The organism is Pseudomonas kitaguniensis (assembly GCF_049199985.1).
Taxonomy (GTDB): Bacteria; Pseudomonadota; Gammaproteobacteria; order Pseudomonadales; family Pseudomonadaceae; genus Aquipseudomonas; species Aquipseudomonas kitaguniensis.
The window spans coordinates 83,330-103,769 of sequence record NZ_JBLZPT010000008.1 but is presented as its reverse complement, the minus strand read 5'-3'; the positions used below and the strand labels follow the sequence as shown (position 1 = coordinate 103,769).

Genomic DNA, 20,440 nt, shown 5'->3' with positions numbered 1-20,440 from the left:
GAAAATAGTGCTCAAGAATCCCGCCAAAATGTTTTTTCGCGACCCGCAAAGTCGGATTAACAGCCCAAGGCAGCCGCGGCGTCGGTGAGGGAGTCGACAACAATATCCCAGTCTTGCTCTGCGACCAGGTCTGATGTCTGGCCCGCCCCATGCTCAGAGGGGCGCGCGATAAAGATCGACTTGAACCCCTGCGCACGTGCGGCAGCCAGGTCTGAGTTGTGCGCGGCAACCATAGCGACCGCTTCAGGTGCGAGGCCCACAGCTTGCGCAGATTTGAGATAGGTTTGCGGCTGGGGTTTGTAGGTTCCGGCGACTTCTGCACCGACGATCACGTCCCAGGGCAACCCGCCAAACTTCGCAAGGTTGAGCATCAAGGCGATGTGCCCATTGGACAGAGGCCCGATTGAGAACTTGCGCTTCAATCGGGTCAGCCCGGCTACAGCGTCAGGCCATGGGTCCAGCCGCTCCCAGGCTTTGTTGAGTTCGACCAGTTCGGCCTCGGGGATTCGGCCAAAATCTGCAGCGTGGCGGGAGAGGACCGTTTCAAGGTTTTCCCGGTTCAGCACGTCCAGCGTTACGAAGGGACGCTCGCCAGACCTGACGCGTTGCATGGCGGGTTGGTACAGCCCGCGCCATTGATCTGCAAACGTCAGTGGATCTACGTCCAGCCCATGACGCTTCAGGAAGGGAGCGACTGCTCGCGAAACACCGCTTCGCCAATCGACCACCGTACCGAACACGTCAAACCCCAGAAAACCTACCCCTTCGAGCTTTGCCATCTCGCCGCCTCTTAAGTCTGTGGTCGTGAACACTGCCCCGATAAACGCGGTAATCAGCGCTCCGTCGGCCGATTATGCGCCGATCACTCCCTTGAGGTTTCGCGGCTGACGAGGGCTCAAGCAATAGAGGCTTGCCGCGCAGGCAGCTTGTGCCTGAGCGGTTGCTGGCGCGCCAGTTGCGCCTGAACCTCAGCCACCGCATCCAGCACGCGTTGCGCCCAGAGCACATCTTGCGGGTCCACCACAACCACGCGAAAGCCGTGGTCATGCCCTTCACTGCGCACGCCTTCGGAGTCATCGACGTGCAAGTCAATATCGAATGCCGGCGGGAATTTCGACGGCGCGTTCGACAGGCCGTGCACCGTCAGGGCTTGGCTGTGCAGCACGCTATTGACCACACCGTCGACGCGAATGCCGTACAGCAACAGCCAACGGCGGATGTAGGACGGCGTGCGACCGGATGAGGTGTAGACCCAGATACTGCAACCCTGGCGCCGTAACTCTCGGGTCAGCGAGCGTGTACCGATACGCAATGGTTCGCCCAGCCAACGGTGGACACAGGCTGGCACCCAGCTTTTTTCAACGGCGCAGTGGTGGAGCTGGCAGGCCAGTGTGTCGTCTATATCGAACGAAATACGGATGCGTGGGCGGCGCAACGCTGGCATCGAGAGCGCCTGCCAGGCGCGGCTGAACGCGGTTCGGCATTGGGTGAGCGTGGCGTACCGGCTCATCAATGGCCTCCCTGATACACAGGCGATGGTGGTTGGCCCAAGAAAAACTTCTTCGGGTCGGGCGCCTGTTCTTCCAGGAAGGCTGCGTATTTTTTTTTGATCTTGGGCAATTCGTACAACGCCTTGACCCCATGCTTGGCGGAGTTGCGTATGACCGAGGACGGGTTGAAGTAGCCCTCGGCGTTTTCCAGCGTGAGCACAAACGGCGGCAACCCGGCACGCATCAGCAAATAGCTGACGATGAGTGAACCACTGCGGTTGTTGCCTTCGATGAACAATTGCGGCTTGCTGAGAATCCTGACGTAGACGCCGGCAGCGCGCTTCCAGACCGACTCACTGCGGTACGCGCAGTACCAGTTGTACAGGTCCTTGATGCCACCCTCAACGTTGTTGAAAAAGTGCTGCTCGGTGGCGGCCAGGTGCTGAGCATACTCTTGCCTGCGCACCGGGTCCGTGCCGCAGAGCACGGTGGCGTTGATTTCGAGCATCAGGTTCAGTTGCTGAAGGTCAAACAGGTCGACGCCGCGAGCGACATAATCGTCAATCAGCGCATAGCCTTCAAGCACATTGTGCAGCACCTCGTCGGTCAACGGATCGCGCGGCTCGATAAAGTGCTGGCTGAGTTCGGTAAAGCGTCCTTGCACCTTACGCAGTGCGCGTTCTATCGCGGGCAGATCAAGACGACGTGTTGCAGGCATTGGCATTCCCAGGAAACTCTGAGTAAACGGTGAACCGGTGAGGGCCGTTAAGCCCCCCTTGGCTTAGCTGAACTTGCCGCTGATGTAATCCTCGGTCATTTGTTCACGCGGGCTGCCGAAGATCTGCGTGGTCGGGCCCATTTCAACCAGATAGCCGGTGCGTGTGCCCTGGGAAATATCCACCGAGAAAAACGCGGTGGTGTCCGCCACACGGATCGCCTGCTGCATATTGTGGGTCACCAGGGCGATGGTGTAGTCCTTCTTCAGCTCAACCATCAGCTCTTCGACACGGCGGGTGGCGATCGGGTCGAGCGCCGAGCACGGCTCATCGAGCAACAGCACTTCCGGCTCGGTGGCGATGGCGCGGGCGATACACAGCCGTTGCTGCTGGCCACCGGACAGCGACAGGCCGCTGACCTTGAGCTTGTCCTTGACCTCATCCCACAGCGCCGCGCCTTGCAGGGCGTGCTTGACGCGGTCACCGAGGTCACCCTTGTAGCGATTGAGGCGCAGGCCGAAGGCGACGTTGTCGAAAATGCTCATCGAGAATGGGTTGGGCTGCTGAAACACCATGCCGATATAACGACGCACGACCACCGGGTCGACGCCCTTGCCGTAAACGTCCTGCCCGAGGAAATGCACGTGGCCTTCAAAGCGGAACCCTTTCACCAGGTCGTTCATGCGGTTGAGGCTGCGCAGCACGGTACTTTTGCCGCAGCCGGAAGGCCCGATAAAACCAGTGATCTTGTTTTTTTCGATCGGTACATGGCTGTCGCGCACGGCCATGAAGTTGCCATAAAAAATCTTGTCGAGCTTGCAGTCCATGACCACAGGCGACTGAGTAACAAACGGAGAGGCTATTTTCGCAGTTGATACGTTCAAAATTCAGATGCTCCCGTTTTTAATACTTAGGCTTGCCGAAAATACGGCTGACAATGTTCACCACCAGCACAATCATCACCAGCACCAGCGAGGCCGCCCAGGCGAGTTCAAGCTGATTGTCGAAGGGCATGCCGGAAAAGTTGTAAATCAATACCGCAAGCGATGCCGTCGGGTTCATCACCGCCAGGCTGCCGTCGTGGTAGATCCAGTAGTTGCTGAACAGCGCGGTAAACAACAACGGTGCGGTTTCGCCCGCCGCGCGCGCCACGGCGAGCATCACGCCGGTGAGGATCGCCGGCATGCCGGTCGGCAAGATGATCTTCCAGATCACCTGCGAGCGCGTGCAGCCCATGCCATAAGCTGCGTCCTTCATGACCTTGGGCACCATGCGCATCGCCTCTTCAGCGGTCAGCACGACGATGGGCAGCATCAATACCGCGAGTGCCACGCCGCCAGCCGGTGCCGAGTAGGTACCGGTGGTCATCACCACCAGCGCATAGGCGAATACGCCGGCGAGGATCGAAGGCAGGCCCGTGAGCATCTTGGCGGCGAAGCGTGCAGCGCTGCCCAGCTTGCTGTCCGGCCCCAGTTCAGCCAGGAAGATCGCGGCCATGATGCCGACCGGAACCGCGATAGCGGCGGCGATACCGACCATCACGAACGTGCCGGCCATCGCGTTGCCGAAGCCGCCGCCCGTCTCGAAACCGGTGGGTGGCAGTTCGGTGAACACCTCAAGGCTCAAACGCGCCCCGCCGCGGGTGATCAGCATGTACAGCACGGAAATCAACGGCACGCTGGCGAGTACAGCGCCAGCCCATACCAGCGTGGTCAGCAGCAGGCTGCGCAAGGCGCGGCCTTCGAACTTGCGCTGCAGGCTGGGCAGAGCCCCTGCGGGCGACGCCAGGTTGTTGGCGGAGGGCGTGATGTCAGTCATCATTTATTCCCACGTTGGGCATAGACCATAATCATGGAGCCGATGACATTCACCAGCAGCGTGATGAACATCAGCACCAGCGCGGCGTACATCAACACTTCGATTTCGTTCGGCCCGGCTTCCGGGAAGTTCAGCGCCAGCAAGGCTGCCAGCGTGTTGGCCGGGGCGAACAGCGAAAGCGAAATATTGTTCGCGTTGCCCACCAGCATGGCCAGCGCCATGGTTTCGCCCAGCGCACGGCCGAGGCCAAGCACCAGCGAGCCGAAAATACCGGTGGCGGCAGACGGCACCATTACCTTGAGAATCGCTTCCCAATGCGTGGTGCCCATGCCGTAAGCGGCCTGCTTGGTTTTCATCGGTACGCCCGTCAGGGCGTCCTGGGAAACCGCGGCAATGGTCGGCAGAATCATGATCGCCAGTACCAGCGCCGCCGGCAGCAGCCCCGGCCCGCTGAGGGAGGTGCCGAAAAAAGGGATCCAGCCCAGTTCGCTGTTCAACCACGCGGTGAGCGGGCGAATCGCCGGGATCACTACGTAAATGCCCCACAAGCCATACACCACGCTGGGGATGGCGGCGAGCAGCTCGACGATGGTGCGAAACACCGCTGCGAGTTTTGCGGGCAGGAAATCCTGAGTCAGAAAAATCGCCATGCTGACGCCGAAAAAGCCTGCAATCAGCAACGCGATCAGGGCGCTGTAAAGCGTGCCCCAAATGGCCGGCAGAATGCCGTACTTGCCCTGGTTAACGTCCCAGACGCTACCGAACAATACATCAAAACCGTGTTTTTCCATGCCTGGAAGGGCCTTGCGTCCCACCTCGAACACCAAGGCGAAGACCAACGCCAGAATTAGAACCACACCGATTCGCGCAAGCGCACGGAAGATGCGATCAACCAGAAAATCCTTCGTAGAGGGTGGCCGGCAGGCAGAATCCGGGTTAACCGGTACGACAAAAGGTGGGTTCATTGGCTAATTCCGGAACGGGGGGGAAACTCCCCCGGCATGCCTGATCGCGCACACCGAGGAAGGCCTGACGCGTGTTACTTGATGTTCGCGGAGGCTTTGCGAACTTGATCGACAACCGATTGCGGCAGTGGGATGTAGCCCATCGAGTCGGCGATTTTTTGCCCTTCGGTCAGGCTGTACTCAACCATTTCACGCATGGCTTTGGCCTTGGCCGGGTTGCCGTTGTCTTTGCGGAAGATCATCCAGGTGTAGGAAGTGATCGGGTACGACTTGGCACCGTCCGGGTCCGGCAGCCACGCCACCAGGCTTTCCGGCATCTTCACCGCAGCCAGGGCTTCAGCACCGCTTTCTGCGTTGGGTACCACGTAATGACCGGCTTTGTTCTGCAACTGAGCGAAATCAACCTTGGCCAGTTTGGCGAAACCGTACTCGATGTAGCCAATCGCGCCTGGGGTCTGGCGTACGGTAGCGGTCACGCCATCGTTTTTCGGCGACTTGATGAACTTGTCACTGGCTGGCCAGTTAACCGTGTTGCCCTCGCCCAAGGACGACTGGAACTCGGCGTTGATTGCTGCCAAGTGCTTGGTGAATACCGCGGTAGTACCGCTGGAGTCGGCACGCACGACAACCGTGATCGGCGTATCGGTGAGTTTCAGGTCAGGGTTGGCGGCGACGATTTGCGGATCGTTCCACTTGGTGATCTTGCCCAGGAAGATGTTCGAGTACACGTCACGCGGCAGCTTCAAGCCTTTAGGGTTGCCCGGCAGGTTGTAGGCCAGCACGATTTCACCCGCGGTCATCGGCAGCAGTTGCACGCCTTCGGCCACCTTGGCCATGTCTTCTTCTTTCATTGCCGAGTCACTGGCGGCGAAATCGACGGTTTTGTTGAGGAAGTCCTGTACACCCGCGCCGCTGCCCTTGGATTGATAGTCCACAGTGACACCCGCGGTTTTCTTGCTGAAATCCTTGAACCAAGTGAGGTAGATCGGTGCCGGAAAGCTGGCACCGGAGCCTGTCAGACGGACGCTCTCGGCTGCGAAAGTCAGCGAGGAGGCACAAAGAGAAACTGTGACGGCGAGTGCTGCAGACTTCATCAAGCTTTTCATTAAAGGGAACTCCTTGTGATTACGGGCTCCCGAACCTTGCAGTAGATTTGTTACGTTTTTATGAAAATTGAATGGCAACCCCTGTTTTTGTCCCGTTTTGCCGTCACAGCAGCGCATTTCGCTGTCACTGCTTCGTAACAAAATGCGACTAAGGCGTTGCCATCGGCGCATTACGGCGCGGGTTGCACGTCCTTGAAGCTCAGCCCCGAACTCCCGCTGATCTGCCAGGGGTTGGCAGCGCCCTGCTGGCTGAACACCACGCGTTCGAAGTGTGAGTCCTTCAAGCCGTCGATACGCGCACCGGCAGCGCCACGCAAACGCACATCCTCGAAAACCAGGCCCTCGTGGTAGGCGTTGTGCAGGCTGTCGCCCTTGACCTCAATCGCACTGCCGTGGGCATTTTCGACGCTGACGTTGTTCACGCGGATGTCCTTGAACTGCCCGGCAATCGTCGAGCGCCGGTAATCCAGTTTGGCGTTGGGGTCGTTGTAGTCCAGGGTGAAGATGAACGCCTGCTTGACCGTGTTGCGAATGGCCGAGTCGCGGAACGTCACGTTACGCGCCCCGCCGCCCATAAAGTTGGTGCTTTTCATGCGCAAGCCAGCATCCGTGCCGTCAGACACGTTGTCTTCGGCCAGAATATTCTGGATCCACGCGCCAGTGTGGCTGCCGGCAACCACCATGCCATGGCCCTTGCGGAAGTAGTTATTGAAGATCCACGCCTGTTCCTGCGGCGGCTGATGCACCGCGTCGGCGCCGGTGCCCGCAGCAAAATTCACGCAGTCATCGCCGGTATCGAAGAGGTTATTAAAGACCATCGCGCCTTTGCTGTTGGCGAACTCAATGCCATCGCCGTTGTTAGCGTCGTAGGTTGTGTGCCGGGTGTTGGCCAGCACCACGTTTTCGGTCTCAAGGTTCATGATGCCGTGGTAAGCCGGGTTCACCACCGTGAAACCGCCGTAAAACACGTTTTTGACGTTGCGCAAAGTGATCAGCGACGAGCGCATTTGCCCGTAGGCGTCCTTGACATTCATGCCGCGCGCCACCGCTTGCTGCACTTGTGCCTTGGCCAGAATGCCGTCTTGCAGATAGCGCGTATTGTCGCTCGCCACATACACCGGCAAGGCCTGGCCACGCTCATCCACGGCATCGGCTTTACGCTTCCAGCCGTTACCGTCGAGGGTGCCCTTGCCGACGATGCGGATGTTTTCGAAGGTCTGGTGCTGACGCGGATCGCGCGGCAATGCATTGATCAGCGAGGCCGGACGCACCGTGGTCGAATACGGATATTGAATGTAACCGGCCAGCGGGTAATCTTCGGCACGCTCGGAACCGAGCAGGGTCGCGCCTTCGGCGATCTCCAGGGTCATGTTGCTCTTGAGGTAGAGCGCGCCGCTTTTGTAGGTGCCCTTGGGCAGCAAGACCTTGCAGCCGACGGTGCAGGCATCAATCGCGCTCTGAATCGCCAGGGTATCGAGGTGGTTGCCATCGCCCTTGGCGCCGTAGGTTTTTACGTCGAACAGTGCCGGCGAATGTGTGGTGCGCTGCAGCACTGGCGCGCTGTCTGCCGACTCTTTGCCGCTGCCATCCACCGAACGCACGGTAAAGCGGTAGGCCGTGTTGGGCTTCAGGCCCTGTGCGGTGTAGCTGTGAATGCCGACGCGGTAATGGAAATTCGCGGTGTCTTGCCGGTAGAACTGGTCGATATAGGGTTTGGCGGGCGAAACCTGGTCGTTGTTGGCGTTGGCGCTGCCCAGCAGCGTGCCGTTGGCGTACACCCGATAGTCCTTGATGTCGGCATGCTCGGCGGGTTTTTCCCAGACCAGAATAATTTGCTGATCGTCAAACGCCAGCGTCGGCACCTGCACCTTCGACGGCGCTTGCAGCGCCCACGACAGCGGGCTGCACGCGAGCGCGACGAGGGCCAGCGCGCAACGCGGCGATCTTCTTTGCGGGCTGTTTTTTTGCGGCATGTTGTTCTCCTTGTGTGTGCCAATGGTCATACCGACCTCCTTTTAACTCGCCCGGCGCCGCTCGGATTCCTGGCTGAAATCACGGCTGGCCTGCACCAGCATGCGCGTGTAGTCGTGCTCGGCCAGGTCCTGGCTCAGCGCCTGGCTGTCGAGCAACTCAACGATTTTGCCGTGTTGCATCACCGCCACCCGGTCGCACACGTGCGTGACCACCCCCAAGTCATGCGTGACCAGCAAATAGGTGAGTTTCTCGCGCTGGCGCAAGTCCATCAGCAGGTTGAGAATCTCGGCCTGTACCGACACATCCAGCGCCGAGGTCGGCTCATCGAGCAACAGCACGCGTGGCTCAAGGATCAACGCGCGGGCGATGGCCACCCGCTGACGCTGGCCGCCGGACAACTGGTGCGGGTAGCGAAAACGAAAACTGTCGTTCAGGCCAACCTTCAGCAGCATCTCGTTGATGCGGTCGTCCTTGTCGCCGACCCCGTGAATAATCAGCGGCTCGCGCAAGGCGGTGTCGATGGTGTGCCGTGGGTGCAGCGAGCCGTACGGGTCCTGAAAAACCATTTGCACCTTGCGAAAGTGCTCCTTGGGAATCTTCTGCTGCAGTGGCGCACCGGCAATGCTCAGCTCGCCGCTCCAGTGCCGGTATTGCCCGGCCAGGCAGCGCAGCACGGTGGTCTTGCCGGAACCGGACTCGCCCACCAGGCCGAACGATTCGCCGTCGGCAACACTCAGGCTGACGTCGTGCAGCACCTGGTTGATGGCAAGGCCTGTGCCGAAGCTCAGGTTCAAGGCGTGTGCTTGGATCATGGGCATGCTTGATTCCTCAGTGGGTCAGCCAGACGGGGTCGCGCTTGAGCACCGGCAAGTGCACGCGGCGGTTATCCATACTCGGCAGCGCGGCCAACAGGCCACGGGTGTAAGGGTGTTCGGCGTATTGCAGGTCGCAGGCGGCCAGCGACTCGACCACCCTGCCTGCGTACATCACCAGCACGCGGTCGCAATAGTTACGCACCAGGTTGAGGTCGTGGCTGACAAAAATCAGGCCCATCTGCTGTTGTTCCACCAACTCTTCCAGCACGTTGAGCACTTGCTGGCGCACCGACACGTCCAGCGCCGACGTGGGCTCGTCCGCAATGATCACTTCAGGGCGGGTAATCACCATCATCGCGATCATGATGCGCTGGCCCATGCCACCCGAGACCTCATGCGGGTACAAGTTGTAGACGCGCTTGGGGTCACGGATGTGCACTTGCTCAAGCATCTGCAGAACGCGCTCGCGCGCATCGCTACGGCTGGCCTTGTGGTGGGCCAGGTACGCTTCGGCGATCTGATCGCCGACCTTGACCACCGGGTTCAGCGAGTACTTGGGGTCTTGCATGATCATCGAAATGCGCTGGCCGCGTATTTTTTGCATGGCCTTTTCACTCGCCGAGAGCAGGTCAACCTCTCCAAACGCCATGCTTTTGGCGGTGATTTTGGCACTCGGCGGGTGCAGCTTGAGCAGGCTGCGCCCAACGGTGGACTTGCCCGAGCCGGACTCACCGACAATCGCGAGTTTTTCGCGGCCCAGGGTAAATGACACATCGCGCACGGCGTGGGTTTCTTTCTGGCCACTGACGAAGCGCACGTTAAGCCCTTCAACATTTAATTTGAGCGCGGACATAAGGTCTTCCTCCGGTTATTCGCTGCGTGGATCAAGGATGTCCCGCAGGCCATCGCCCAACAGGTTGAAGGCCAGGCTGACCAACATGATCGCCGCGCCCGGTACTGCCACCAGCCACCAGCATTCGAGCATGTAGCGGCGGCCGGTCGAAATCATCGCGCCCCACTCCGGCAGCAGCGCCTGCGCGCCCAGTCCGAGAAAACCCAGGGCGGCGGCGGTGAGGATGATCCCGGCCATGTTCATGGTCAGGCGGATGATCACCGAGGACATGCACATCGGCACGATATGCCGCAGGATGATCCGCGCCGGCGTAGCGCCTTGCAGCTCCACCGCCACCACAAAGTCGGCGTTACGCAGCGACAAGGTTTCGGCCCGCGCCAACCGCGCAATCGGAGGCCAGGAGGTCAACGCAATGGCGACCACCGCGTGTTCCAGGCCAGGCCCCAGGGCGGCGATGAACGCCAGCGCCAGCACCAGGCTCGGAAACGAAATGAAGATGTCGGTCAAGCGCATGAACACGGTGTCGACAACGCCGCCGAAGTAGCCCGACACCGTGCCGATAAACAGCCCGATCGGGCCGACGATCACCGTCACCAGCGCGATGATGTACAGCGTGATTCGCGAGCCGTAGACCAACCGGCTGAAAATATCGCGGCCATATTCATCGGTGCCGAACCAGTGTGCGGCGCCCGGCGCCTGCAGCGCATTGGCAAGGTTTTGCGCGACCGGGTCATGCGTGGCGATCCAGGGCGCAAAGGTCGCCACCACCACCAACAGCAACGCAACCAGCAGGCCGGCCAAGGTCATCGGGTTGCGCAACAGGTGCCGCAAAATCCGCAGGCCGCTCTTGCACAAGGCATCAAAGCTGGAACCCGGGGAATGATCCAGCGGGCGCTTGGCCGTGGATTCAATCGAAGACAGATTGGCATTCATAAGCATCTTCTCTGTGTGAAATCAGGATTGCCAGGCGGGCCTGGCCCAACTCAACGCTGCTTGTAGACACCCAGATAACGTGTGGCTTCGGCATCGTCACCGGTGAACCCCTTGACGTCGGCGGCGCTGACCACGGTGTCGGTCATCTGCGAGATCATCAGGATCGGCGCCACTTGCTCGTCGTAGAGCGCCTGCGCCTGGTGATACAGGCTGATCCGCTGCGCGGAGTCGCGCTCAGCGCCCGCCTGATCTATCAGGCGGTTAAGTGGCGGGCTGAAAAACGCAGCACGCCAACCCTGAAAGTTCGGCAAGCCGGCGTCGTCATTGTTGTTGGGGTTGTAGGCGAACGTGCGCAGGCTGAAATACGGGTGCGGGTAACGCTCGGCGCCCCTCGCCACGATGATCTCGAAATGGCGCGCACGCATTGCGCCGTACACCTGGTTGCCGGTGCCGGTGACGATGTTGGCCTTGATCCCGCCCTCCGCCAGCGTCGCTTGCAGGCGCGCGGCAATGTCAATAAACGGCGGTTCCGAGAGTGTGCGAATGGTCGTGCTGAAACCGTCAGGGTAACCCGCCTCGGCCAGCAGCTTTTTTGCCTGTGCAACATCCATCTGATAGCCAGGGTCCGGCAGGCGAGCGGCCAGGCCCAACTGCATTGGCCGCTGGTTGAGCGTGCCGTAGTACGGCATTACCTGGGTGTCGAGGCCCTTGTAGTCGATCAGGTTGCGCACCGCTTCGCGCACTTTGGGCTGGGCAAATTGCGCTTGCTTCATGCTCATCGCGACGTAGTACATCGTGCCGCGGGGCAACGATTGCACCTGAATGTTTTGCTTGCCGTCGAGGGCACGAATGTCCGGCGCTGCCATGCCGTAGGCCAGGTCAAGGTCACCGCGTTCGAGCATCAGCCGCAGCGACTGCGATTCGGTCATGTGCCGCACGACGACGCGCTTGAGCTTGGTCGCGCCGCCCCAATAGCCGTCGAAACGGGTCAACAACAGCGAGTCATTCGCCGTCCATTTGGTCAGCACAAACGGGCCGCTGCCCGCCTCGTTGGTGACCAGCCAAGCGGCGCCGAGGTCGGCATTTTTTTCATGCGCCAGCGCGGTTTTGCGATCCACCACGACCGCACTGGGCGAGGTCGCCAGGGAGTCCACCAACAGCAACGGGTCCAGGGCCTGCGGCAGGTCGATGACCAGGGTGTGCGCATCCGTGGCGCGGATCAGCGACTGAATATTCTCGACACTGTAACCATAGGCTTTCCAGGTGGTGGCCAGACCGAAGTTGAGTTTCATCACGCGGTACAACGACCACGCCACGTCCTCGGCGGTCAACGGGTTACCCGAGTGGAACTTGACGTCCTGGCGCAGATGAAAGGTGACCTGCTTGCCGTCCTCGCTGATCTCCCAGCGCTCGGCCAACTGCGGCAGATGTTTTTCCGGGTTACCCTGGTCACGCTTGATCAGCGTGTCGTAGAGGTTGGCATTCACGCCCGACGCATCCAGGCCCGGCGCGTTGGCCGGGTCGATGGAAAACAGGTTGACCATGCTCATGCCGACGATCAATTGGTCGGCCGGGGTTTTGGCATTGGCCAGCGTCATCGGCCCAAGGGCGAGCATCGCCGCCAACAGGCCAGCGTGCAGTGTCGAAAATCCAGTCTTCATGAAAAAATCCTTGTTTTTATAGTTTTATCGGTACGGCGGCAGCCGTGCGGCTTAACGTGTGCGTGGGTCGAACACCTTGTACAAGGCGTCGCTGATCAGGTTGAGCGCGACAAAAATCAAACCGATCACCAGCACACAACCCATCACCGCGTTCATGTCACCGAGCATCAGGCTGCTGGTCAGGTATTGGCCGAAACCCGGCCAGGCGAACACCGTTTCGATCAGCACCGCGCCCTCCAGCAACGAGCCGTAGGCCAGCGCAACCACGGTCAGCAGTTGCACAAGAATGTTGCGAAACGCATGCCCCCACACCACTTGGCGCCGCGAAAGGCCCTTGACCCGCGCCGTGATGATGTATTCCTGGGACAATTGCTCAAGCATGAAACTGCGCGTCATCCGGCTGATGTACGCCACCGAGTTCAGGCCCAGAATCAGTGCCGGCAGTACGATGTGGCGCAACGCGCTGGCAAACGCCTCCCAGTCACGCGCCAAGGTCGTGTCGACCAGCAACAAGCCCGTGACCTCGGGCACCATGCCGTCGTAAGCGAGGTCGATGCGCCCTGCTCCGCCCGCCCAGCCGAGCCAGGCGTAGAACACCAACAAGCCCATCATGCCCAGCCAGAAGATCGGCGTTGAGTAGCCGAACAAAGTGATCACGCGTGCCACGTGATCACCCAGTCGCCCCTGGTTGCTGGCGGCACACACGCCCAGCGGCAGGCCGATCAGCACGCCGAACAAAATCGCCAGGGTGGCCAGTTCGATGGTTGCCGGGAACACCCGCAAAATGTCGTCAAGCACCGGGTGGCCGGTCAACAGCGCGTTGCCGAAATTGCCGTGGAGCAAGTCGTTGAGGTAAAGCCCGAATTGGGTCCAGATCGGCTTGTCCAACCCCATCGACCGATACACCTGGTCGTAAGTGGAGCTGTCGGCGTCCGGCCCGACCACGGCCAGCACCGGGTCCAACGGCATGACGCGGCCGATGATAAACGTCAGCGCCAGCAGGCCCAGCAACGTCACCAGCACCGTGCCGGCGCGCCGCAGCGTAGTGGAAGCGCGAGCGCCCATGACAGAGGCAGTCATAACAAACATAGTGAGCTCCTGATAAGTCGGTCAGCGCTTCTTGTAGACGTCTTTGTAGCGCGTGGTCGCCGCCGTGTGGCCCTGAAAATCGGCGACGTCGGCGTACACCAGCACGGTGTCGGTCATCTGCGAGACGGGCAAGATTGCCCCGACTTGTTGATCGACCTGCTCCTGGATTTCGCGGTACTGGGCCACCTGTTTGGCAGGGTCCGGCTCGACCTCGGCGCGCTCGATCAACTGGTTCAGTTCGGGGCTGTAGAACGACGTGCGCCAGCCTTGAAAGTTAGTCAGCTTGGCTTCATCGCGGTTGTCCGGGTTGTACACCAGCGTGCGCAGGCTCGAATGCGGATGGCGCTCCGCCCCGCCACCGCCGCGCCCGACGATGATGTCGAAGCTGCGCTCGCGCATCGCGCCGTAAATCTGGTTACCGGTGCCGGTGATGATGCTGGCCTGGATGCCGGCCTGCGCCAGGGTCGACTGCAAGTTCGAGGCAATATTGATAAAAGGCGGTTCAGCCAACACGCGGATGGTGGTCTTGAAACCGTTCGGGTAACCGGCCTCGGCCAGCCAGGCTTTGGCCTGCTCAACGTTGAGTGTGTAACCAGGGTCAGGCAGGCGCGCCGGCAAGCCTAACGGCAGCGGCCGTTGATTGAGCACGCCGTAGTGCGGCATCACGGTCTGGTTGATGCCCTGGTAATCAATCAGCGAACGCACGGCCTTGCGCACGCGTGCATCGGCAAACATCGGCTGCTTCACACTCAGCGCCACGTAATACAGGGTGCCGCGCTGCAAGGTTTGCGTGCGCACCGAGGGGCTTTTTTGCAGGGCTTCGATGTCTGGCGCAGACATGCCCTTGGCGATGTCGAGGTCGCCGCGCTCGATCATCAGGCGCAACGATTGCGACTCGGTCATGTTGCGCATGACGATGCGCTTGAGCTTGGCCGGGCCCGCCCAATAACCGTCGAAACGGTTCATCAGAATCACGTCGTTGGCGCGCCAGTCATTCAGCACAAACGCGCCACTGCCGGCCGCGTGAGTCACCAGCCAGGCGGCGCCCATGTCCTGGTTTTTCTGGTGTTCGAGGACTTTTTTGCGGTCGAGAATAAACGCGCTCGGCGAGGTCGCCAGGGTGTTCAGCACCAGCAGTGGGTCGGTCGGCCGTGGCAGTTCGATCACGAAGGTCTGGGCGTCTGTGGCGCGCATCAAACGCTCGGCGTTTTCAGCCGTAAAACCGTAGGCCTTCCACGTTGAGGCCAGCGCCAGGTTGAGTTTGAGTACGCGTTGCAGCGACCACGCAACGTCTTCGGCGCTCAAATCATTACCGGACTGAAATTTCACCCCGGCGCGCAGGTTGAAGGTCAGGGTTTTGCGGTCATCACTGACCTCCCAGCGCTCAGCCAACGCCGGCACCAACCGGTCCGGCTCAGCCACGTCCTGCACCAGCAGCAGGTCATACAGGTTGGCGTTGATCTCGGACACATCCAGCCCGGTGGCGGCAGCCGGGTCCAGCGACAGCAGGTTGATCATGCTCATGCCGACGATCAGTTGATCGGCCGGGGTTTTGGCAAAGGTCGCAGGTACTGCGGTAACCGTCAGCGCGGCCACCAGTACCCGCGCCCACAGCGAAGGGAAAATGCGCATAGCGAGTGTGCCTTTCTTATATTTATAGGGCATGGACAGCCCGGCGTTTACCGGACTGCCCGTGTACACGTCAGAAGCTTTTCAGCGTATTGGTCTCGATGAAGTTGAAGTCGATCTCTTCACCCAGGCCGGGCAAATCGGACAAGTGCACAAAACCGTCGCTGTCCATCGGGTCGACCAGGCGCTTGAGGTAGGCCGGTACTTCGTCGTAGTCCAGATACGGGTGCAGCAAACCACGCTCATACCAGGTGCAGTTTTTAATAGCGCCGACCACGGCAAGGTTGGCGGCGCCGTTGCCGTGAATTTCGCAGTCCATGCCAAACGATTCGGCCAGATGTGCAACCTTCAGGCACGGCCCGATACCACCGACACCCGCCACACCGGCGCGCAGGATGTCGCACACATCATGCTTGACCCAACTGGCGCGGCTCAGGTGTTTGCCGGAAAGGGTTTCCGGGCCCAGCACCGGGATGTCCAACTGGCCCGCGAGCCAGGCGTAGGACTCGGCGGACTCTTCCATCATCGGTTCTTCGAACCAGGCGAAGTCGAGCTTCTGCAGTTCACGCCCGATGTACAGCGCGTCGGTGCGGCTGTACCAATGGTAACCGTCAAGCATCAGCGCAATGTCCGGCCCCACCGCTTCGCGCACTGCGGCGCAAGCCTTGACGTCGATGCGCGGGCTGGGCGCGAACGACACCGGCGGCATCCACGTGTGCAGCTTGATTGCCTTGTAGCCGCGCTGCACCAGCGTCTCGGCAAACCGGCCGTAGTCTTCGGGGGTTGCCAGGCCGCCGGGCAGTTCATCGCCACACATGGTCGAGCCATACGCCGGCACTTTGTCGCGATAACCACCGATCAGCTTGTGCACCGGCACGCCGAATTTGCGCCCGGCCCAATCCCACAATGCTTGCTCGACCAGCGCCAATGCGCGGTCGGTCAACTGGCTGGCACTGCCACGTTGCCAATGCGCGAGGTCGTGCCAGATTTTTTCGCGGTCAAACGCGTTCTGCCCGACCAGCACCTTGCGCACAAAACCATCCAGAACATACGGGCGGATCAGTTCGGGGGCACCCAAGGCATAACCCTCTTGACCGTCTTCAGTCTGGATGCGCAGCAACGCCATTTGCGCCTGGCTGACATCACCGGGGTGAGCATGGCCGGCGCTGTCGACTGCGCGTCGGGTCGGGTAGGAAAACACTTGCACGTTGACTGCTGTGATTCTCATGGACGTCGTTAGCCTTTTTATTGGATTTATGACGGGAAATATCGCCTGTTGGACCGAGCATAAGTCATCGTACAACACTTGAAAAGACCCAATAACCACCGCGCACCCCTGCCCATTTACCGTCAAAAACCACGCAAAGCCCCGTATTTAAAGACGACTGAGCAATCACTTGTTTGGCTATTAGCCCCTATTTACTGGACATATACATTTCAAAATGTTTCAAAATCAGGGTTAAGCCGTAGACGAGTCATCTTGTCGTACGATAACGTATATCGGCGCCTTGGATGAGAACCTGACGCAACAAGGCACTGCCGTAGCAACTATCAAACGACCCTAACAAAAACAAAAAAGAAGACCGTATGAATACCCACCTACGCACGCTCGTTACTGTCGTGGCGCTTGGCCTGCCGTTCTGTGTCAGCGCCGACTCCGCCAGCATCAACTACCGCCACCAGTACACCGAAGACGACAGCGCCCACGCTGATCGAATCAAGCTTAACTATCGGCTGGACAGTGGATTGGGTTTTGAAGCAGAAATGAAATACCGCACCGCCGGGGACCGCAAAGACGTCGCCTACGACAACATGATCAACAACGGGCACGAGTTCACTGTCAGCTACAACTACGTGCTCAGCGCGCAATCGACGTTGACGCCAGCGTTTCAGATGGACAGCTCAAAAGACTCGACCACCTACAAGTTCGGCCTCAAGTACAGCTACAAAATCAACGACGCCTTCTACGTCGCCACGCGCTATCGCCTGGACGCGCGGAAACTCGACCGCGACCAGGTCAACAAAGACATGCCCGACCACTTCAAGGATGACCAGACCACGCACCGCGCGGAAGGTTGGCTGGGCTATACGCCGGCGAGTAAATGGGCGTACGAATACCAGTTCATCTACTTCAAGACTGACTACATCCGCTACGACAACAAGAAGAGCGATTACGAACAGAACCTGATCGTCAAATACAAACTCAACAAGCAATGGGCACCGTTCATGGAGATTGGTGATGTAAAAGTCAACGCCACCTCCGAAGACCGTCAGGCGCGCTGGCGCCTGGGTGTTCAATACAACTTCATGTAAGGCCGCAGGCGACTTGCCTGGCCCACGCACACCGCTCGACAGGCAAGCGCCGCGGCCCACCCCCCGTTTATTCAGCGCTCAAAGGAAGACCTGAACATGACCACGCAACCGCTCTCGCACAAACCTTACCGGCGCATTTTGCTCACCGGCGCCGCTGGCGGCCTGGGCCAGGTACTGCGCGAAACCCTGCAGGCGCATGCGCAGATCGTGCGCGCCTCGGACATCAGCCCAATGGCGCCGAGCCGTGGCCCGCATGAGGAAGTGATCAACTGCAACCTGGCCGACAAGGCCGCGGTGGCCGCACTGGTAAATGAGGTGGACGCGATCGTGCATTTCGGCGGGATTTCAGTCGAGCGACCGTTCGAAGAAATTCTAGAGGCGAATATTCGCGGCACGTACCATATTTATGAAGCTGCCCGGCAAAAGGGGGTCAAGCGCATCGTGTTTGCCAGCTCCAACCACGTCACCGGTTTCTACCCGCAAGAGGTTGAACTGGACGCGCATTCACAGCGGCGCCCGGACGGCTACTACGCCCTCTCCAAGGCTTACGGCGAAGACTTGGCGGCGTTCTACTATGATCGCTATGGGATTGAAACCGTGAGCCTGCGCATCGGCTCGTCGTTCCCGGAACCGCGCAACCGCCGGATGCTGTCGACGTGGCTGAGTTACGCAGACCTCGATCACTTGGTCGCCCGTGCGCTGTTGGCCGAAGGTGTCGGGCACAGCGTGGTGTATGGCGTTTCAAATAATAAGCAGCGCTGGTGGAGTAATCGCCACGCGGCTCATTTGGGCTTCGCGCCGCAGGACAGTTCCGAAGCGTTTCGTGCCAAGGTCGAGCAACTACCGCAGCCTGCCACGGATGAGCCCGGCAGCCTGCTGCAGGGCGGGGCTTTTACCGCGGCCGGACCGTTCGAAGACGCGCCACGCTCGCCGTGAACCCACCTCAGCCGTTGAGCGCTTCGGCGGCGGCAGCCTCATACGCACGACGCATGCGCTCGCGGCTGTTGGACAGGTGCAGGCGCATCGCAGCGCGGGCGGCGTCGGCATCACGCCGCGCAATCGCCTTGAAGATGTCTTCATGCTCGCGACTCAAGCGCTCAAGGTAAGGTTCCTCGTTGTCCTTGACCAAGCGCTTTGAGTGCAAGCGTGTACGCGGCAAAATGTTCACCCCAAGGTGCAACATGATGTCGGTGAAGTAGCGATTGCCGGTGGCCAACGCAATTTGCTGATGGAACTGGAAGTCTGCCGACACGGCGTAATCGGCACTCACCGCGCGTGAGTTGAGCGCGTCCAGCGAGTCGCGCATCACTTGCAGTTGCGCATCGGTGCGCCCCAGGCATGCCAGGCCTGCGGCTTCAACTTCGAGGCTGATGCGCAGCTCGAGTACCGCCAGCACGTCCTGCAAGGTAACGATGGTTTGCGGGTCGATGCGAAACCCGCTGGGGCTCGGAATATCGCGCACAAAGGTGCCGATGCCATGGCGAGTTTCGACCAGGCCCGAGGCTTGCAGACGCGATATCGCCTCACGCACCACCGTGCGACTCACACCGTGCTCTGCCATCACCTGGGTTTCCGTGGGCAGCTTGGTTGCACGCGCAAGTTCGCCGGTACAGATGCGTCGGGAAAGCTCGGTGACCAATTCTTCGGCGAGGCTTCGATGCCGGCGGCGAACAGTGGTTTGGACGTTCGGTTTGTCCGTCAAGAACAAAATTCTCGGTTTGCGGAAGAGCGCACATCATAGCGCATAGGTTGTACGACAACGTAGGCGCACATGATAGTATTTCGCCTGCAGCGGACGTTCGATTCGCTGCAACGATGACAAGGACGTCCGCTCGAGAAATGCGCAACGACGTGCGCATTTAAAAACTCAAGTTAATCAAGGATCTGATTATTCATGACAAAGCCATCAACCTTCACCGCTTGCAAACTGGCCAGCGCCATTCTCGGCTCCCTGGTGCTAAGCAGCCTGCCTGTACACGCCGCCGACATTTGGCTGGATTCCGCGACCACGGGCTGGGCCACTCAGAACGGTGGCACCAAAGGCGGTTCCAGAGCAGCGGCGAACAACATCTACACGGTAAAAAACGCCGCCGAGTTGAAAAACGCACTGAGTGCATCGGTGGGCGCTAACGGTCGCATCATCAAGATCACCGGCGTGATCGACGTCAGCGAAGGCAAGGCGTACACCACCACTGCGGACATGAAAAAGCGTGCCCGCCTGGATATTCCCGGCAAGACCACCATCGTCGGCACCAGCAGTAACGCCGAAATCCGCGAAGGGTTCTTTTACGCCAAAGAAAACGACGTGATCATCCGTAACATCACTATCGAGAACCCTTGGGACCCGGAGCCGATCTGGGACGCGAACGATGGCAGCGCCGGTAACTGGAACTCGGAATACGATGGCTTGACCATTGAAGGCGCCAATAACGTGTGGGTTGACCATGTCACCTTCTCCGACGGCCGCCGCACCGACGCGCAGAACGGCAGCGCTAACGGCCGACCTAAACAGCACCACGACGGCGCCCTGGACGTGAAGAACGGCGCCAACTACGTGACCATTTCGTACACGGCGTTCAAATCCCACGAGAAGAACAACCTGATCGGTTCGAGCGACAGCCGCACCACCGATGATGGCAAGCTCAAGGTGACGATCCACAACAGCCTGTTCGAGAACATCTCGGCCCGCGCCCCGCGCGTACGCTTCGGCCAGGTGCACCTGTACAACAACTACCATGTGGGCAGCACTGGCGACAAAGTCTATCCATTCTCGTACGCGCATGGTGTAGGCAAGAACTCGAAAATCTTCTCCGAGAAAAACGCGTTCGAAATCAGCGGCATCAGCGGTTGCGACAAAATTGCCGGCGATTACGGTGGCAGCGTTTACCGCGATCAAGGCTCGACGCTGAATGGCAGCGCCCTCACCTGCTCGTGGAACTCGAGCATCGGCTGGACCCCGCCTTACAGCTACTCGCCGCTTGCGGCAAACAAAGTAGCCGCCGACGTCAAGGCCAAGGCCGGTGCCGGTAAACTCTGATTGAGTGGTTGCAACGCGTAACGAAAAGCCCTCGGTGACGA

19 protein-coding genes are annotated in these 20,440 nt (G+C 59.9%); 3 read left to right on the top strand and 16 right to left on the bottom strand.

Annotated features, from left to right (window positions below; genetic code table 11):
- Positions 1-56: 56 nt before the first annotated feature.
- The 15 genes from ACOZK9_RS12945 to ACOZK9_RS12875 form a co-directional block, all read right to left on the bottom strand.
- Positions 57-779: a haloacid dehalogenase type II gene (locus ACOZK9_RS12945; protein ID WP_152748497.1), complete on the bottom strand. Its 723-nt coding sequence runs from the start codon at positions 777-779 to the stop codon at positions 57-59.
- A 116-nt stretch (positions 780-895) separates the two neighbouring features.
- Positions 896-1,510 (bottom strand): hypothetical protein, encoded by a 615-nt coding sequence (locus ACOZK9_RS12940; RefSeq protein ID WP_421555963.1) that lies wholly within the window; start codon positions 1,508-1,510, stop codon positions 896-898.
- Positions 1,510-2,208, bottom strand: a complete 699-nt coding sequence (locus ACOZK9_RS12935) for a hypothetical protein (RefSeq protein WP_058411603.1) — start codon at positions 2,206-2,208, stop codon at positions 1,510-1,512. The genes ACOZK9_RS12940 and ACOZK9_RS12935 overlap by 1 nt, the downstream gene beginning before the upstream one ends.
- A gap of 63 nt (positions 2,209-2,271) precedes the next feature.
- Positions 2,272-3,033, bottom strand: a complete 762-nt coding sequence (gene pstB, locus ACOZK9_RS12930; protein WP_045058436.1) for a phosphate ABC transporter ATP-binding protein PstB — start codon at positions 3,031-3,033, stop codon at positions 2,272-2,274.
- Positions 3,034-3,109: 76 nt separating this feature from the next.
- Positions 3,110-4,024 (bottom strand): phosphate ABC transporter permease PstA, encoded by a 915-nt coding sequence (gene pstA, locus ACOZK9_RS12925; RefSeq protein ID WP_058411604.1) that lies wholly within the window; start codon positions 4,022-4,024, stop codon positions 3,110-3,112.
- Positions 4,024-4,989 carry a phosphate ABC transporter permease subunit PstC gene (pstC, locus tag ACOZK9_RS12920; protein WP_152746196.1) on the bottom strand — a complete coding sequence of 322 codons (966 nt, stop codon included), beginning with the start codon at positions 4,987-4,989 and terminating at the stop codon, positions 4,024-4,026. The genes pstA and pstC overlap by 1 nt, the downstream gene beginning before the upstream one ends.
- Positions 4,990-5,063: 74 nt before the next feature.
- Positions 5,064-6,095 (bottom strand): phosphate ABC transporter substrate-binding protein PstS, encoded by a 1,032-nt coding sequence (gene pstS, locus ACOZK9_RS12915; protein ID WP_058411606.1) that lies wholly within the window; start codon positions 6,093-6,095, stop codon positions 5,064-5,066.
- Between the two features lie 170 nt (positions 6,096-6,265).
- Positions 6,266-8,068 (bottom strand): glycoside hydrolase family 28 protein, encoded by a 1,803-nt coding sequence (locus ACOZK9_RS12910; RefSeq protein WP_421555987.1) that lies wholly within the window; start codon positions 8,066-8,068, stop codon positions 6,266-6,268.
- A 42-nt stretch (positions 8,069-8,110) separates the two neighbouring features.
- Entirely contained in the window at positions 8,111-8,887 is a 777-nt protein-coding gene (locus tag ACOZK9_RS12905; RefSeq protein ID WP_058411607.1) for an ABC transporter ATP-binding protein, read from the bottom strand.
- A gap of 10 nt (positions 8,888-8,897) precedes the next feature.
- Positions 8,898-9,737, bottom strand: a complete 840-nt coding sequence (locus tag ACOZK9_RS12900) for an ABC transporter ATP-binding protein (protein ID WP_122251360.1) — start codon at positions 9,735-9,737, stop codon at positions 8,898-8,900.
- 15 nt (positions 9,738-9,752) lie between these two features.
- Positions 9,753-10,670, bottom strand: a complete 918-nt coding sequence (locus ACOZK9_RS12895; RefSeq protein ID WP_421555962.1) for an ABC transporter permease — start codon at positions 10,668-10,670, stop codon at positions 9,753-9,755.
- Between the two features lie 50 nt (positions 10,671-10,720).
- A complete protein-coding gene (locus tag ACOZK9_RS12890; RefSeq protein WP_122251359.1) occupies positions 10,721-12,331 on the bottom strand; it encodes an ABC transporter substrate-binding protein in 1,611 nt (536 codons plus the stop codon).
- Positions 12,332-12,382: 51 nt separating this feature from the next.
- Positions 12,383-13,420, bottom strand: a complete 1,038-nt coding sequence (locus ACOZK9_RS12885; protein WP_122251358.1) for an ABC transporter permease — start codon at positions 13,418-13,420, stop codon at positions 12,383-12,385.
- A 21-nt stretch (positions 13,421-13,441) separates the two neighbouring features.
- Positions 13,442-15,052, bottom strand: a complete 1,611-nt coding sequence (locus ACOZK9_RS12880) for an ABC transporter substrate-binding protein (RefSeq protein ID WP_152748496.1) — start codon at positions 15,050-15,052, stop codon at positions 13,442-13,444.
- A gap of 70 nt (positions 15,053-15,122) precedes the next feature.
- The gene (locus ACOZK9_RS12875) at positions 15,123-16,277 is read right to left on the bottom strand and encodes a mandelate racemase family protein (protein WP_058411612.1); all 1,155 of its coding nucleotides are present in this window, start codon (positions 16,275-16,277) and stop codon (positions 15,123-15,125) included.
- A gap of 359 nt (positions 16,278-16,636) precedes the next feature.
- On the opposite strand from ACOZK9_RS12875, the gene ACOZK9_RS12870 reads away from it, so the two are divergent.
- Together ACOZK9_RS12870 and ACOZK9_RS12865 are read left to right on the top strand one after the other, a co-directional pair.
- Positions 16,637-17,362, top strand: a complete 726-nt coding sequence (locus tag ACOZK9_RS12870) for an oligogalacturonate-specific porin KdgM family protein (RefSeq protein ID WP_058411613.1) — start codon at positions 16,637-16,639, stop codon at positions 17,360-17,362.
- Between the two features lie 96 nt (positions 17,363-17,458).
- Positions 17,459-18,298, top strand: a complete 840-nt coding sequence (locus ACOZK9_RS12865) for an NAD-dependent epimerase/dehydratase family protein (RefSeq protein WP_058411614.1) — start codon at positions 17,459-17,461, stop codon at positions 18,296-18,298.
- 7 nt (positions 18,299-18,305) lie between these two features.
- Here the strand turns inward: ACOZK9_RS12865 and ACOZK9_RS12860 are convergent, their stop codons facing one another.
- On the bottom strand, positions 18,306-19,064 hold the full coding sequence (locus ACOZK9_RS12860; protein ID WP_058411621.1) for a FadR/GntR family transcriptional regulator: 759 nt from the start codon (positions 19,062-19,064) through the stop codon (positions 18,306-18,308).
- A gap of 192 nt (positions 19,065-19,256) precedes the next feature.
- Here ACOZK9_RS12860 and ACOZK9_RS12855 point away from each other — a divergent pair, with 192 nt between their 5' ends.
- Complete coding sequence (locus tag ACOZK9_RS12855; RefSeq protein WP_122251356.1) at positions 19,257-20,399, top strand: pectate lyase family protein; 1,143 nt, start codon at positions 19,257-19,259, stop codon at positions 20,397-20,399.
- Positions 20,400-20,440 lie beyond the last annotated feature (41 nt).

What these genes read in the sequence shown, in the direction of transcription:
- ACOZK9_RS12945 (WP_152748497.1), bottom strand. Translation starts at nt 779, where the DNA reads ATGGCAAAGCTCGAAGGGGTAGGTTTTCTGGGGTTTGACGTGTTCGGT.
- ACOZK9_RS12940 (WP_421555963.1), bottom strand. Translation starts at nt 1,510, where the DNA reads ATGAGCCGGTACGCCACGCTCACCCAATGCCGAACCGCGTTCAGCCGC.
- ACOZK9_RS12935 (WP_058411603.1), bottom strand. Translation starts at nt 2,208, where the DNA reads ATGCCTGCAACACGTCGTCTTGATCTGCCCGCGATAGAACGCGCACTG.
- pstB (WP_045058436.1), bottom strand. Translation starts at nt 3,033, where the DNA reads ATGGACTGCAAGCTCGACAAGATTTTTTATGGCAACTTCATGGCCGTG.
- pstA (WP_058411604.1), bottom strand. Translation starts at nt 4,024, where the DNA reads ATGACTGACATCACGCCCTCCGCCAACAACCTGGCGTCGCCCGCAGGG.
- pstC (WP_152746196.1), bottom strand. Translation starts at nt 4,989, where the DNA reads ATGAACCCACCTTTTGTCGTACCGGTTAACCCGGATTCTGCCTGCCGG.
- pstS (WP_058411606.1), bottom strand. Translation starts at nt 6,095, where the DNA reads ATGAAAAGCTTGATGAAGTCTGCAGCACTCGCCGTCACAGTTTCTCTT.
- ACOZK9_RS12910 (WP_421555987.1), bottom strand. Translation starts at nt 8,068, where the DNA reads ATGCCGCAAAAAAACAGCCCGCAAAGAAGATCGCCGCGTTGCGCGCTG.
- ACOZK9_RS12905 (WP_058411607.1), bottom strand. Translation starts at nt 8,887, where the DNA reads ATGCCCATGATCCAAGCACACGCCTTGAACCTGAGCTTCGGCACAGGC.
- ACOZK9_RS12900 (WP_122251360.1), bottom strand. Translation starts at nt 9,737, where the DNA reads ATGTCCGCGCTCAAATTAAATGTTGAAGGGCTTAACGTGCGCTTCGTC.
- ACOZK9_RS12895 (WP_421555962.1), bottom strand. Translation starts at nt 10,670, where the DNA reads ATGAATGCCAATCTGTCTTCGATTGAATCCACGGCCAAGCGCCCGCTG.
- ACOZK9_RS12890 (WP_122251359.1), bottom strand. Translation starts at nt 12,331, where the DNA reads ATGAAGACTGGATTTTCGACACTGCACGCTGGCCTGTTGGCGGCGATG.
- ACOZK9_RS12885 (WP_122251358.1), bottom strand. Translation starts at nt 13,420, where the DNA reads ATGTTTGTTATGACTGCCTCTGTCATGGGCGCTCGCGCTTCCACTACG.
- ACOZK9_RS12880 (WP_152748496.1), bottom strand. Translation starts at nt 15,052, where the DNA reads ATGCGCATTTTCCCTTCGCTGTGGGCGCGGGTACTGGTGGCCGCGCTG.
- ACOZK9_RS12875 (WP_058411612.1), bottom strand. Translation starts at nt 16,277, where the DNA reads ATGAGAATCACAGCAGTCAACGTGCAAGTGTTTTCCTACCCGACCCGA.
- ACOZK9_RS12870 (WP_058411613.1), top strand. Translation starts at nt 16,637, where the DNA reads ATGAATACCCACCTACGCACGCTCGTTACTGTCGTGGCGCTTGGCCTG.
- ACOZK9_RS12865 (WP_058411614.1), top strand. Translation starts at nt 17,459, where the DNA reads ATGACCACGCAACCGCTCTCGCACAAACCTTACCGGCGCATTTTGCTC.
- ACOZK9_RS12855 (WP_122251356.1), top strand. Translation starts at nt 19,257, where the DNA reads ATGACAAAGCCATCAACCTTCACCGCTTGCAAACTGGCCAGCGCCATT.